Source organism: Streptomyces sp. NPDC005181 (assembly GCF_040608395.1).
Taxonomy (GTDB): Bacteria; Actinomycetota; Actinomycetes; order Streptomycetales; family Streptomycetaceae; genus Streptomyces.
On sequence record NZ_JBEXID010000128.1, the window covers coordinates 1 to 13,733 of the forward strand.

Below are 13,733 nucleotides of genomic sequence, written 5' to 3' on the forward strand. Positions count from 1 at the left end.
CCCCGATCTTCGACCTCGTCGACTACGGCGTCGTCGGCGACCTCTTCCAGGTCGTCCCCCAGCTCACCGACGAGGTCAACACCCGCAAGGGCTGACCGGCCGACCTGGCCGCGGGCGCGCTTCACGCCTCCCGCGGCCAGGCGCTCCGTTCGGCCGGCGGCCGCAGTCAGACGCCGGCCGCCTCCTGGATCAGGTCGGTGACCGGGCCGGACTGGGAGGCCAAGGAAGCATGGCTTGCGTACAGTTCGGTGATCTTTCGCGGGTTCATGCGCTGCGCCATGCGGCGTTCGTTGTCCGGGTGAATCATGTGGTCCGCGGTGGAGACCTGGTACCAGGAAGGCTTTACGCGCCAGGCCGGGGCGGTGACGGTGTCGTTGAATGTCGATGCGAGCGGTGCCTTCTGGGTCACTGCCATGACCAGCGCCTCGTCGGCCGGCAGGTCCTGGGCGAAGCTCTCGTGGAACTTGTCCTGCTTGATCCAGAGGTAGCCGTCGGAGTCCGGGGCCAGGTTCTCCATCGCGGCCGGAGGCATTTCCTCGGTGAGCTGACCGGGGCTCTCACCCGCGTCCGGGGCGAATGCCGCGATGTAGACCAGCCCGGATACGTTGGGCAGGTCCCCGGCCTCCGTGATGACCGCTCCGCCGTAGGAGTGGCCGACCAGCACCACCGGTCCGTCGATCTGCTGAACCATCTTCCGCGTGCGCGCGGCGTCCTCGACCAGCGAGGTCAGCGGGTTCTCCACCGCGTGCAGGGAGTTGAAGCCTCGCTTGTGCAGCTCGGTGATGACCTTGCCCCAGTGGGCTGCGCCACCCCAGAAGCCGTGGACCAGGACGATGGCGGGTTTGTCAGCCATGGGGTTCGCACCCTTTCTCTTTCTCCGGGGCTCTGCTGCCATCGGTCACGCTAGGCGGGCCCCTTGACGCCCGCCACCGCACAACGATGCAGGGCGACAACCCGAACGAAAGGCGTCGGCATGCAGCTGCTTCCGGTGCCGAGTGATGTACTGCCCCAGCCGCCGCGAAGAACACGCCGACCGACGCCATCATCCTGGCCGCGCTCGACCGGGCCGCCGCCGACGGGGTGGATGTCGTCGACATGAGCCTCGGCGCGACCGGCAACCGCAGCAGCAGCGTGCTGTCGCTCGCGGTGAACCACCTGGTGGACTCCGGCGTTCCCACGGTCGTCGCCAACGGAAACGGCTACGCCGGTCCCTTCAACGCCGCGGCACCCGCGGTCGCGGACGGGGCGATCGCGGTCGGCAGCACGTACAGCAGTCGCGGACGCATTGGACTCGCTCGCGGCTCGCGCCCTGGTCAACACGAAGCCAGGGGCGCTGCCGACAATGTGCACGAGTCGCTCGCCCGGGGGATGCGGATCCGGACGGTCGATGGCGTGCCGCTCAAGCTCATCGTCTGCGACGGCGAGGTGGCGATGCTTCCGCTGCACGGCTCCGGCAGCGAGGTCGGCCCCGGCCTCGTCCTGCGTGGCGGCCTCGCCACCTCGCCCAGGCACTTTTCGACGCCGTCTGGGAACGCGCTCGCCCCTACGGCGAACCGCACCACGGGATCGATGTCCCGGACACCCTCATACTGCGTCTTCTGCTCGCCGGTCTCACCGATCACGCCGTGGCCGCGCAGGTGGACATGTCGGCGCGCACCGTGCAGCGGCGCATCCAGGGGCTGATGGCCCAGGCCGGGGCGACCACCCGCATCCAGCTCGGCTGGTACGCCCGCCACCACGGCTGGGCGTAAGGCGAGTCCATGCTCCGCGTCCGGCGCTGACGAGTCTCCGCCACGGCAGGTATCCGCCAAGTCAGAACAACGACAAGCGAGTTGCCGCCGCGGAAACTCTTCGCAGCACCCGGAACCACCCATTCGCCGGGTGCGCGGAGGAGAGACATCCATGACCAGAGCATCCGCGCGGCGGGGGTCCCGGCTGCTGGCAGCCGGGCTGTCGCTCGTACTGCTGTCGGCGGGGCAGGCTGTCGCAGCCGGGGCAGTGGGGACGGCGGGGGCGGGCACCGACCGTGGCGCGTCGCCTGTACACGCACCCACCACCGCGCGAACCGTCACCCTGATCACCGGTGACCAGGTGACCGTGACCGACCTCGGCGCGGGCCGGAAGTCGGTCGCCGTGGAGCGTCCCGAGGGCGCGACCGGAGCGGTTCGCAGCGAGATATCCGGCGGCCGGATCACCGTCATACCCGACGAGGCCCGGCCCTACCTCCAGGCGGGCGTCCTCGACGCCGAACTCTTCGACGTCACCGCTCTGATCGAGCAGGGGCTCGGTGACCCGTCCTCCGACGGACTGCCGCTCATCGTGACGTACACGAAGAACGCCCGGAGCGCGACGCCCCGCGGAGCCCGCCAGGTCCGTGGGCTGCCGAGCGTGGGCGGTGCGGCCCTGGAGGCGTCGAAGTCCGGGGAGTTCTGGCGCACGGTCGCGCCGGGCGTCACCTCCGGGGCACGCAGCGCGACTTCGGGCCGTGTGCGTCTGGCGGGCGGCGTCGAGAAGATCTGGCTGGACGCCCGGGTCGACGCCGCCATGGAGACCAGCAACGCCCAGATCGGTACCCCCGCGGCCTGGGAGGCGGGGCTGACCGGCAAGGGGGTCAAGGTCACCGTCCTCGACACGGGCGTGGACCTGACCCATCCCGATCTCAAGGACCGGGTGAGCCAGACCAGGAGCTTCATCGAGGGGCAGGAGGTTGCCGACCGGAACGGGCACGGCACGCATGTCTCCTCCACCGTCGGTGGCAGCGGTGCCGCGTCCGACGGCAAGGAGAAGGGCGTCGCGCCCGGCGCCACACTCGCCGTCGGCAAGGTCCTGAGCGACCAGGGGTCCGGTACCGAGTCGCAGATCATCGCCGGTATGGAGTGGACGGCCAAGGACGTCCAGGCCAAGATCGTCTCCATGAGCCTCGGATCGTCGCAGGGCAGTGACGGCACCGACCCGATGGCCCAGGCGGTCAACACCCTCTCCAAGGACACGGGTGCCCTGTTCGTGATCGCGGCCGGCAACGCCGGCTCCCCCGGCACCATCGGCTCCCCCGGCGCCGCCGACTCCGCGCTGACGATCGGCGCGGTCGACTCCGCCGACAAGCGTGCGTACTTCTCCAGCCAGGGCCCGCGCCTCGGCGACAACGCGCTCAAGCCCGACCTGTCCGCGCCGGGCGTGAACATCCTCGCGGCCCGCTCGCAGCTCGTCTCCGGCAGCGGCCCGTACACGTCGATGAGCGGTACGTCCATGGCCACCCCGCACGTCGCGGGCGTCGCGGCGCTGCTCGCCGAGAAGCACCCCGACTGGAGCGGACAGCAGCTCAAGGACGGGCTGATGAGCACGTCCAAGCAGATCAGCGGCACGTCGTACGAGGTGGGTGCCGGGCGCGTCGACGTCCCGTCCGCCATCGCCGCGCAGATCACCGCGACCGGCAGCGCCGACCTCGGCTTCACCAGCTGGCCGTACGAGGCGAACAAGCCGGTCACGAAGACGCTGACGTACACCAACGCCTCCGACCGGCCGGTCACCCTGGCGCTGACCGCCGAGGGCGCTCCCGCCGGCGTGGTCACCCTCGCCGACTCCACCCTCACCGTGCCCGCGCACGGCACCGCTCAGACCGCGGTCACCGGTGATGGCACCGCAGCGCCGGTCGGCACCACCTCCGGCCGGATCGTCGCCAAGGACGGCGACACGGTGGTGGCGCACACGGCCTTCGGCCTGACCAAGGAGGACGAGCGCTACACCCTCACCGTCCACGTCAAGGACCGCGACGGCGCGGCGTCCGCCGCATATCTGGCCGTGCAGAAGCTGGCCAAGGGGGCATCACCCTTCCCCGCCACGGTCGATGACTCCGGGACGCTCGAGCTGCGCCTGCAGCCCGGCACGTACACCCTGTCCAGCTTCCTCGACGTGCGCGGCAGCAAGGGCAAGGACTCGCTCGGTCTCGGGTTTCTCACCGAGCCCGAGGTCACCTTGGACCGTGACCGCGAAGTCACCCTCGACGGGCGCAAGTTGCGGGAGATCCGAGCCGAGGTGGACCAGCGGACCCAGACCCGTCAGTTGCTGATGAAGTTCAACCGGGCGGCGAACGGCGCGTCGTACACGGGGGCCGTGCAGGTCCCGTTGAAGTACGACAGCATCTTCGCCGCGCCGACCCACAAGCCTGCCACGGGCACCTTCGAGTACCGGACCGTCTGGCGGCTCGGCAAGCCGATGCTCGATGTCGAAGCGGGCGGCAAGCGGCTCGGCGAGACGGTCGTCCAGCCCGGATCGGACCTGTTCACCGGGCGGAAGCGGATGTCCCTCGTGGACGCGGACACCGGAAGCCCCGCTTCCTACGCCGGCAAAAACGTGCAGGGCAAAGCGGTCGTCGTGCGCCGCACCGACGCGATCACCCCCGCCGAGCTGGCTCAGAACGCACAGGACGCGGGTGCCAAGGCCCTGTTCGTCACCGACGAGGCTCCCGGGCGGCTGTCGGCCGTGTTCAGCGGGGCCGGCGGGGCGACACGTCCGCTGTACATCGCATCGGTGAACGCGGCGGACGGAGCGCGGCTGATCGAGGCCGCCCGACTCGACCGGGGCGTGGAACTGACCGCTACCCAGTTCACACCGTATGTGTACGACCTCACCGAGGGATACCCGGGGGCGATCCCCGCTGATCTGACGTACCGGCCGGGCAGGAGCGAACTGGCCGTCGTCACCAACAAGTTCCACGCGCCGAAGGCCGCCGACGGCGGCGAGTTCCGCTACTCGATCACCGATACGTTCCCCATCGGCATGGGCTTCCAGGAGAAGATCAAGTTCCCCGCGGAGCGCACCGATTACATCAGCGCCGGCCCCGGCCAGGGGTGGCACGAGTCCATGTCCAACGGCCCGGGCGCCATCGAGCAGCGCAGCGGCATCGTGCACTACCGCGGCGGCACGCGCTCCGGAACCGACTGGTTCAAGCCGGTCTGGCACCCGTGGCTGGGCACCGGCCTCGGCTGGGGCCAGGAGCGTGCGGGCAACAACCTGCAATTCAACACGCCGGGTTGGGGTGACTCGGGACCGGACCACACCGGCTTCGGTGATGTGTGGAACGAGAGCTCGATGACCCAGTTCACCGAGGTGTACGTGGACGGGGTGCGGGTCGACCGCAAGACCAGCTCGGGGGCGTACGCCCGGAACGTCAAGCTGACCGAGCAGGACTTCAAGGTGGTCACCGACACCACCCTGGACCCGGAGGTCTGGCGGCTCGCCACGAAGGGCCACTCCGAATGGACCTTCAAGTCGTCCGCCACGCCGGCCGACCGGTGGACGTATCTGCCGATGCTCAACCTCGGGTTCGACGTCGACACCGACCTGCATGGTGATGTGCGGGCCGGAAAGCGGCTGGATCTCGGGATCTTCTCCGAGTACGTCAAGGGCGCGCCGGACACCGGGCGGATCACCGGCTCCACGCTGGAGGTCTCGTTCGACGACGGCGCGACGTGGACGTCCGTCGAACTCGACGGCGTACGCGGCAAGCCCGCCGCCTGGGCCGGCTCCGTGCGGGTGCCGGACGACGCGCAGTACATCTCCGTGCGGGCCTCGGCCGCCGACGACCGGGGCGGCTCGGTCAAGCAGGAGATCATCCGCGCGGTGGGCGTGCGGAAGTAGCGGACCGGGTGGGAGCTGCGCCGTCGGCGGCGCAGCTCCCACCCCTTGCCGCATGCGCTGAGCGCCCGTGGTCGCTCGTCGGCGGGGTCAGGACCCGGGCCGGTCCGAAAGGGTCCCGTCTCGCCGTACGGGGCCACCCGGATCATCCAGGCGGGATGTGGCTCCGGCCTACGTGGATGCGCCGGCCGGTGAGCCGGGTGAGAGCGACGGTCAGCCACAGGTCTCGGCGTCCGTCCGGCCACGGGTCCGTGTACGCCGCCTCGTTCAGCTGCTGTACGGCGTTCGGGTCGGTCACGGTCGACGCAGTGCCGGTGACCAGAACACTCCAGCCCTGGCTCAGCGCGTCGTCGATGTGGTCGACCTCGAAGGCGACCACGTGACCCGCTGCGGCGGCAGGCGTGGAGCCGGGTGCCGTCCGGAAGGCCAGGCTGCTGCCGACGACCACGTAGTTGACCGGGACAACTGCCGGCCCCTCCGCCGTGGAGACTGCGATCCGCCCCACCCCGTGGGTGGAGAGCAGCGCGCGGCACTCATCAGCGCTCAGTTCGATCAGTTGCGAGTGATAACCCGCATGGCCGATGCCGGGCGGAAGATCCATACTGCTGCCGGTGAGCTCGGAGACTGTGGTGTCCAGAGCGTTGGCCAGCCGCAGCAGGAAGCTCATAGCGGGCATGGCCTGGTGTTCCTCGACGTACTGAATGTAAGTGGTCGCCGAACCGGACCTCTCGGCCACTTCCTGCTGGCTGAGTCCCAGCTCTTTGCGACGTGCCGCAACGCGCCGGCCCACGTCACTCGGCGCCGGCGTGCCTTCCTCGCGCGAGGGCTCGCGGGGTTCTTCCTCCGACATGCTGCGCACATCCCTCTGATGGTCGGTGCAATCACTGTCCTGCGCTTTCGCGCCGTTCGGCCTCAGCATCAATCCTGTGCCGGAACGACGCAGGCCGCATGGGCCGATCGGCCCGGTCCACGCCCCGCTCAGCCCCTCCCGGAATCCGGCCACGGGACGGGCACGGTGGTCTGCCGACCGCGTGGCCGGGCTCAGCGGGGCGGGCCCGATCTCCTCCGGAGTCCTATCGTGAGAAGTAGGCGCCAACCGGACCGGAGGGGATGGTGTCGCGGTGAGCGAAGAACATGCGGCGGGTGCCGAGGGCCTCGCGCTGTTCCCTCTGGACGAGCTTCTCCGCGAGCTGGAGGTCCGTATCAGTGCCGTACGCGGAACGCGTGACAGCCTGCATAGTCTCCTCGAGGCAGTTCTCTCGGTCGGGAGGGAACTGGACCTCGCCCAGGTACTGCGCGGAATCGTCGAGGCCGCTGTCGAGCTCGTGGACGCCAGGTACGGCGCACTGGGAGTGATCAACAATCAGGACCGGCTCTCGGAGTTCCTCACGGTCGGCGTCGACGACGAGCAGCGGGAGCGGATCGGTTCTCTGCCGAGTGGGCACGGCATTCTCGGAGAGCTGATCCGGCATCCGGCACCGCTGCGGCTGGCGGAGCTCTCCGATCATCCGTCGTCCTACGGTTTCCCGGCCCATCACCCACCGATGCACTCGTTCCTCGGGGTGCCGATCCGCGTCCGGGAGGAGGTCTTCGGCAACCTCTACCTCACCGAGAAGCGGAGCGCGAGGGAGTTCGACGCCGAGGACGAGGCGGTACTGTCCACTCTCGCGGTCGCAGCGGGAGTGGCGATCGAGAATGCGCGGCTGTACGAGGAGGCCCGGAGACGCGAGCAGTGGAACGCAGCGAGCGCCGAGGTGACCAGCATCCTGCTGTCGGGAGCGTCCGGCACCGAGGTCATGAAGGTGATCATCGAACGCGCCATGAAGATCGTCTCGGCGGAGTTCGGGGTGATGGCCGTGCCCTCCGGGGACGGCGGACGGCTGCGCAATGCGCTCACCATCGACGCCGACAGCCCGGTGCGGGGCGACATTCCGGGGCTGGGAGAGAACTTCGTCGGAGCTGCGTTCGAGGCGGCGGAGCCGCTGGTCAGCAGTGACCTCGCGCATGATCCGCGGCTGGGTCAGGACGCGTCACGGTACGAGGGGCTGGGGTCGGCGGTGGCGGTGCCCGTCGGACAGCGTGGGAGCCTCCGCGGAGTTCTGTTGCTGGCCCGCAGCGGCGGCCGGCCGGAGTTCCAGCCCGTTGAGATAGCGCAGCTGGCGGGTTACGCCGCGCAGGCGGGACTGGCCATGGAAGTCGCCGATCGGCGCAGTGACGCCGAGCAGATCGCCCTGCTCGAGGACCGGGACCGGATCGCCCGGGATCTGCACGATCTTGCCATTCAGCGGCTGTTCGCGACCGGTATGACGTTGCAGAGTGCACTCAAATTCGTGCAGCACCCGGAGTCCGCAGAGCGCCTGGAACGGGCCGTGAACGATCTCGACGACACCATCAAGGTCATCAGGTCGACCATCTTCGGTCTGCGGACCCACGAAGACGGCTGGCGAGCCCACGCCGTGACGAGTCAGATGGCCGCGGCCATCGAGACCGCGGCGCCCTTGCTGGGTTTCAGGCCCACACTGAGGGTGGACGGTGCCATTGACGCCGAAGTGCCCCGGGCGGTCTCCGGTCCCCTCATCGCGGTCCTGGGAGAGGCTCTGAGCAACGCAGCCCGGCATGCCGCTGCTCGCAACGTCGACGTCCGCGTCGAGGCGGCCGCAGGCGAGCTGACACTGACTGTCACCGACGACGGAGTGGGCGTCCCACCAGGAGTTGCGCGAAGTGGACTGCACAACATGGAAGAGCGAGCCGTCGCACTGGGAGGCGTGTTCCGTCAGGACGCCCCGCCCGGCGGCGGAACCAGGATTGTGTGGCGGGTGCCTCTGTCCGACACGGAAGCGGACCGCTGAGCAGCGCGCCCGGCATGGCCTTCGCGCCGCGCGGCGGTCGGGGGACCTTCGGGCCCCACCCGGGCCCCTCCGACCCTCGTCTGCCGCAAAGCCGTGGTGGCAACGTGAAGGATGCCCCCTTGGAACAAGGCCCGAACAGGAGAAGTCATGACCAGCAACCTGGACCACTCCGAGGTACTCGTCGGTGTCGACCTGAACAGACCGTTCGACCTGCCGCTCATCTGGGCAGCCGACGAGGCCCACCGCAGAAGGCTGTCCATGCGGCTCCTCCTGGCTGTCCCTCCGACGCACCACGGCCACCACGTGGACAGCACCGCACAGCATCTGGCTCTGCGTGCCCACGGAGACGACTCGCTCGCGCAGGCGGCAGCCCGTATCCACGAACGGCATCCGGACCTCAAGGTGGTCACCGAGCTGCTGGACGGAATGCCTGCCCCTCTGATCTGCCGGCACAGCGGGCAGGCCCGCATGATCGTGCTGGGATCGCGCGGGCTGGGCCGCCTTGCGGAATTCCTGAGCGCCGGTTCGGTGACCGTGCCGGTCAGTGCGCAGGCCCCCTGTCCGGTCGTCGTGGTACGGGAGCCCGAGCACACCACCCAGGAGCCGCCCCACGTGGTCGTCGGAGTCGACGGCAGCACGGCGTCGGCCGCGGCTGTGGCTTTCGCCTTCGAGGAGGCCGACCTGCGCGGCGCCGAGGTCCGTGCCGTGCTGGTCCGGCAGCCCTCATTGGTCTCCTTCAGGGAGCCGGCTTCGGCGGAGCCGGAGCGGCTCCAGCTGCTGTCCGAGGCGATCGCCGGGCCGTCCGCCGAGTATCCGGACGTTCACGTCACCCACGAGGTGGTGCGCGGGCACCCCGTGGAAGAGCTCGCCCGGGCGTCCGAGGGCGCCCTGGCTGTCGTGGTCGGACGGCGAGGGCAGGGCGGGTACACCGGCATGCGGCTCGGATCGGTGGTCCACGGTCTGCTGCACCGGGCGCCCTGCCCCGTCATCACCGTTCCCGCACCGTGAACCGGCCGCGAGCGCGCCCGGCACCGCGCGGTGAGACCGTCGGCTGCCGTAAGCGCTCTGCAGCCCGCTTCAGCCACAGGTGGGCGGTCCGCCCGGCCGGGGCGGCGGCTCAGGTGCTATCGGTCAGCCCACTTCCGTGGGGGGCGTACAGGTCGAGCAGCCGGGCCCTGGCGGACTGCAACCGTTGGGCCACCACCCGGGCGACCCACAGGGCCACGGCGGTGGCCAGCTCGGGATCCGACTGGCACGCCTGGCGTACCTGAGCCGCGTCGAGCTCATACGCACGTACCGGTGTCATCGCCTCTGCCCCCAGCTGCCACACATAGGGGCTGAACAGCCAGGACCAGCCGATGAGTTCACCCTGGCCGAGGGACTCGATGACCGCCGGGGGGCGTCCCGGCACACGGAAGTCGAGAGTGACCGTGCCGGTCCGCACGATCCAGAAGTGGTCGGCGCGCTGTCCTTCTTCGAAGATGCGTGCCCCTTCGGGGAACGCCACTTCCCGGGCGAAGTGCATGAGCCGGTCGCGGTGCTCGGCGCCGAGCGACCGCAGGGTCGGAGTGGTCATGATCGGGTCTCCTCCGCAGGGGCGGCATTCTTCGTCGGTGAGGTGGCGAGAAGCGCATGGTCCCTTCTCGGTCCCGGTCGTCTCGACGCCTTCTCCGACGGAGCTGATACCAGTTTCCACCGATTTTCCGGTGGTCCGCAGGGGCTGCACGGGGGCGACCGGGGGACCGACCGGCCCTACGGGCTGTCCGGCTCACCGCCGAGAGGGTCGGCCGCATCTGTCGGCGCTGCGTTTGAGGCTCCGGGCAACTGCCGCTCGCGTAGGGCCGAACGTCCCCCATTGGGTACCGATCGCCCCTCCCGCGGGTCACGTGCGGGTGTCACGGTGGCGGCACGGGGCTCTTCCAGCCGCGGGAAGAAAGGCGGTGGGGACGATGGAGCTGCCCCTGGTCGTGGGCGTGGACGGATCGGATTCCAGTCTCCGGGCAGTCGACTGGGCTGCGGACGAGGCGGCCCGCCGAGGGCTCCCGCTGCGCATCGTGTACGTCTCCCGATGGGAACGATACGAGGCGGCGAGCCTGCAACAGAGCCTCGAACGCCCCTCCGAGCAGGTGCTGGCGGACAGCATTGTGACCGATGCAGCCGCACGTGCCGCAGTCCGCAACCCCGATGTGCGGGTCACGGCCGAGGTGCTGGCGCAGGACACGGTCACCGCGCTGCTGGACGAGGGACACAGGGCCACGATGCTCGTCACGGGTTCGAGAGGCCGCGGCCAGCTCAAGGAGCTCCTGCTGGGCTCGGTCAGTCTGGCCGTGGCGGCCCGCGCCCACTGCCCCGTCGTCGTGGTGCGTGGCGATGCCCCAGGAACGGTCGGCGCGCACGGCCGCATCCTCCTCGGTGTCGCCGATCCGGCGCAGGGAGCGGCTGCCGTCGCGTTCGCGTTCCGGGAGGCTGCCGTCCGGAAATGTGAGATCGACGCCGTACGCTCCTGGCGTCGCCCCGCGTACGAGGGAACCGGCCTCCGGCGCGACACGAGCACCTCCGGCATCTCCCGCGAGATGCGCGCAGAAACAGAGCTCGATCAGGCCCTCGGACCGTTCCTGGGCGAGCATCCCGATGTCGCCGTCCGCCACTCCACGGTCGAAGGCCCGGCCCATCAGGTGCTCGTACACCGCTCTGCCGCCGCCGACCTCCTCGTCGTGGGAGCGCCGCGCCGACACGGGCGTGTCGGCCTGCAGATCGGCCGGACGGCCCACGCGGCACTCCACCATGCGCACTGTCCGGTCGCAGTGGTGCCACAGCCCCAGTAGTGACGAGGCGATCGATCGAGGGTCATGCGGGCACATCGACGATGTCGTGCTGCACGCCGCCCAGCACCACCTTGAGTGCGCCGGTATCGGCTGCGGCGGCAAACACTTCGTACGCCTCCTCCATCTGGGCGAGGTCGAAGTGGTGCGTCACCAGCGAGCCCGTGGGCAGGCGACCTGCGGCGAGCAGGCGCAGCAGGACGGGCGTGGAGTATGTGTCCACGAGCCCCGTCGTGATCGTCACGTCCTTGATCCACAGATCCTCCAGGTGAAGGTCTGCGGGCTTGCCGTGCACCCCGACGTTTGCCACACGCCCACCCGGGCGGACCGCCCTCGTGCACAGTTCGAAACTGTCCGGTACGCCGACCGCTTCGATGGCCACATCGGCCCCGAGGCCTTCGGTGAGGTCTTCGACGAGCTGCTGAGGATCCTCTCCCGCGTTGACCACGGCCTCCGCCCCCAGCGCACGTGCCGCCTCCAGCCGGGACTGCGCCAGGTCCACCACGATGATCCGCCCCGGGGAGTACAGTCGCGCGGTGGCAATGGCGGCCAGTCCGATCGGGCCGGCGCCGACGATGACCACGGTGTCGCCCGGGCGGACGCCGCCGTTGAGCACCCCCACCTCATAGGCGGTGGGCAAGATGTCGGAGAGCAGGACCCCGTCCTTGTCGTCCACCGCGGCGGGCAGCGGGTACACGGACAGGTCGGCGTACGGGATGCGCACGTACTCGGCCTGCGTGCCGTCGATCAGGTGTCCCAGTACCCATCCGCCACCGTCCTGGCACTGCCCGTACCGCTGCTCACGGCAGAAGCGGCAACGGCCGCACGAGGAGATGCAGGACACCAGCACCCGGTCCCCAGGACGGACCGTCCGCACATCGTCGCCCACCTCTACGATTTCCCCGACGGCTTCATGGCCGAGCACCCGGCCCGGCGACACCTCGGGTACGTCACCCTTGAGGATGTGCAGATCGGTGCCGCAGATCGTTGTCGTGCCGACTCGGACAATGGCGTCCGACGCGTCCTCGATATCCGGGTCCGGTACCTCGTCCCAGGAACTCTTGCCCGGCCCGTGGAAAACGAATGCCTTCATCGCGATCGCTCCCTGGTGCGCGTTGCTCCGTACTGCCCTTCCACTGCCCATCCTGTGCCGGAGTGCGGCGGACGTGCATGGGCCGGTCGGTACCCAGAACGGGTGCACCGGCCCAATCGGCGAAGCCGGCCGGAGAGCGACAGTGGAATTACGCCCGCAGGACGAGGGCTCCGGGCCGGTGCGCGCGGTACCGGGCATTGTCGATGTTGAATGGGAACCCAGCCGTCCCGTCGGGGAGCACGCAGGCTCCACGGCACACGACGTTGAGCCGTTCTGCCCCGGCGCCACCAGAAAGGGCAAGGCTCCAAGGGCCGAAACGCACGAGCGGGCAAGGGGCAATCATGGATGACGCACCCGAGTTCTCGGAATCAGCACCCATCAAGGTGTTCCTGCTCGACGATCACGAAGTCGTACGCCGGGGCCTGCGTGATCTGCTTGACACCGAGCCGGACATCGTGGTCGTCGGTGAAGCCGGCACCGCCGACCATGCGCTCGCCCGCGGCCCCGCGCTACGGCCGGACGTAGCAGTCCTGGATGTACGTCTGCCGGACGGTGACGGCATCACCGTCTGCCGAGAACTGCGATCCCGCATGCCCGGCCTGGCCTGTCTGATGCTCACCTCGTTCGACGACGACGACGCGCTGCTGGACGCGATCATGGCCGGCGCCTCGGGATACGTACTCAAGCAGATCAAGGGATCCGACCTTGTCACGGCGGTCCGGGCCGTCGCATCGGGCCAGTCCATGCTCGATCCCGCCACCACCACACGTCTGATGAGGACGCTCCGGCGCGACGACGCCCCTGTCTGTGCTGCGGATGACGCCCTGTCGGGGCTGTCCCCGCGCGAGCGCGAGATCCTGGTCCTGATCGGCGAGGGAATGACGAACCGCCAAATCGGCCAGCAGCTCTTCCTCTCGGAAAAGACCGTGAAGAACCACATTTCGCGGCTGCTTGCGAAGCTGGGTGTGGAACGCCGCATCCAGGCGGCTGTCATCGCCACTGAGGCCCGTCCTCATGCTGCCGACACCGACGGGAATCACTGACGGAGCCGAAGCCCGCAGGACGGACCACGGGTTGTCCTCATCGGCCTCCGTGCCGAGCCGAGCCGGTCAGTTGCCGCCCGGCCCGCCCTCGGACACACGCGCGGACGTGCGCTCCCGCACGGCCGTCAGCAGGTGACAATTCCGTGTGACCACGCTGCGCGCCGCCGAATGAGTCCTTGCCGCACCGTCGGCGACCCGCACCGCGGGTGGAGGACGCGTGTGGGGGGGGGGTGGGGCCCCAGGAGAAGTGAGAATAATAAACGCGGCGGGTTTATAATGAGGGTATAGCGCG

10 protein-coding genes are annotated in these 13,733 nt (G+C 69.6%); 6 read left to right on the top strand and 4 right to left on the bottom strand.

What is annotated here, in order from left to right:
- Positions 1-166 precede the first annotated feature (166 nt).
- Positions 167-853, bottom strand: a complete 687-nt coding sequence (locus ABZV38_RS36670; RefSeq protein ID WP_356332788.1) for an alpha/beta hydrolase — start codon at positions 851-853, stop codon at positions 167-169.
- A 188-nt stretch (positions 854-1,041) separates the two neighbouring features.
- Here ABZV38_RS36670 and ABZV38_RS36675 point away from each other — a divergent pair, with 188 nt between their 5' ends.
- Positions 1,042-1,683 (top strand): S8 family serine peptidase, encoded by a 642-nt coding sequence (locus ABZV38_RS36675; RefSeq protein WP_356332806.1) that lies wholly within the window; start codon positions 1,042-1,044, stop codon positions 1,681-1,683.
- A gap of 219 nt (positions 1,684-1,902) precedes the next feature.
- Positions 1,903-5,637: a S8 family serine peptidase gene (locus ABZV38_RS36680; RefSeq protein ID WP_356332790.1), complete on the top strand. Its 3,735-nt coding sequence runs from the start codon at positions 1,903-1,905 to the stop codon at positions 5,635-5,637.
- 142 nt (positions 5,638-5,779) lie between these two features.
- On the opposite strand, the gene ABZV38_RS36685 is transcribed toward ABZV38_RS36680, so the two are convergent.
- Complete coding sequence (locus ABZV38_RS36685; RefSeq protein WP_356332792.1) at positions 5,780-6,484, bottom strand: pyridoxamine 5'-phosphate oxidase family protein; 705 nt, start codon at positions 6,482-6,484, stop codon at positions 5,780-5,782.
- A 271-nt stretch (positions 6,485-6,755) separates the two neighbouring features.
- On the opposite strand from ABZV38_RS36685, the gene ABZV38_RS36690 reads away from it, so the two are divergent.
- Together ABZV38_RS36690 and ABZV38_RS36695 are read left to right on the top strand one after the other, a co-directional pair.
- A complete protein-coding gene (locus ABZV38_RS36690) occupies positions 6,756-8,483 on the top strand; it encodes a GAF domain-containing protein (RefSeq protein ID WP_356332794.1) in 1,728 nt (575 codons plus the stop codon).
- Between the two features lie 147 nt (positions 8,484-8,630).
- Complete coding sequence (locus ABZV38_RS36695) at positions 8,631-9,491, top strand: universal stress protein (protein ID WP_356332796.1); 861 nt, start codon at positions 8,631-8,633, stop codon at positions 9,489-9,491.
- A 109-nt stretch (positions 9,492-9,600) separates the two neighbouring features.
- Here the strand turns inward: ABZV38_RS36695 and ABZV38_RS36700 are convergent, their stop codons facing one another.
- The gene (locus tag ABZV38_RS36700) at positions 9,601-10,059 is read right to left on the bottom strand and encodes a cyclic nucleotide-binding domain-containing protein (protein WP_356332798.1); all 459 of its coding nucleotides are present in this window, start codon (positions 10,057-10,059) and stop codon (positions 9,601-9,603) included.
- 373 nt (positions 10,060-10,432) lie between these two features.
- On the opposite strand from ABZV38_RS36700, the gene ABZV38_RS36705 reads away from it, so the two are divergent.
- Positions 10,433-11,308 carry a universal stress protein gene (locus ABZV38_RS36705; protein ID WP_356332800.1) on the top strand — a complete coding sequence of 292 codons (876 nt, stop codon included), beginning with the start codon at positions 10,433-10,435 and terminating at the stop codon, positions 11,306-11,308.
- Between the two features lie 22 nt (positions 11,309-11,330).
- Here the strand turns inward: ABZV38_RS36705 and ABZV38_RS36710 are convergent, their stop codons facing one another.
- Positions 11,331-12,398: a zinc-dependent alcohol dehydrogenase family protein gene (locus ABZV38_RS36710; RefSeq protein ID WP_356332802.1), complete on the bottom strand. Its 1,068-nt coding sequence runs from the start codon at positions 12,396-12,398 to the stop codon at positions 11,331-11,333.
- Positions 12,399-12,739: 341 nt separating this feature from the next.
- Here ABZV38_RS36710 and ABZV38_RS36715 point away from each other — a divergent pair, with 341 nt between their 5' ends.
- Positions 12,740-13,441 carry a response regulator transcription factor gene (locus ABZV38_RS36715; protein ID WP_356332804.1) on the top strand — a complete coding sequence of 234 codons (702 nt, stop codon included), beginning with the start codon at positions 12,740-12,742 and terminating at the stop codon, positions 13,439-13,441.
- Positions 13,442-13,733: the final 292 nt, after the last annotated feature.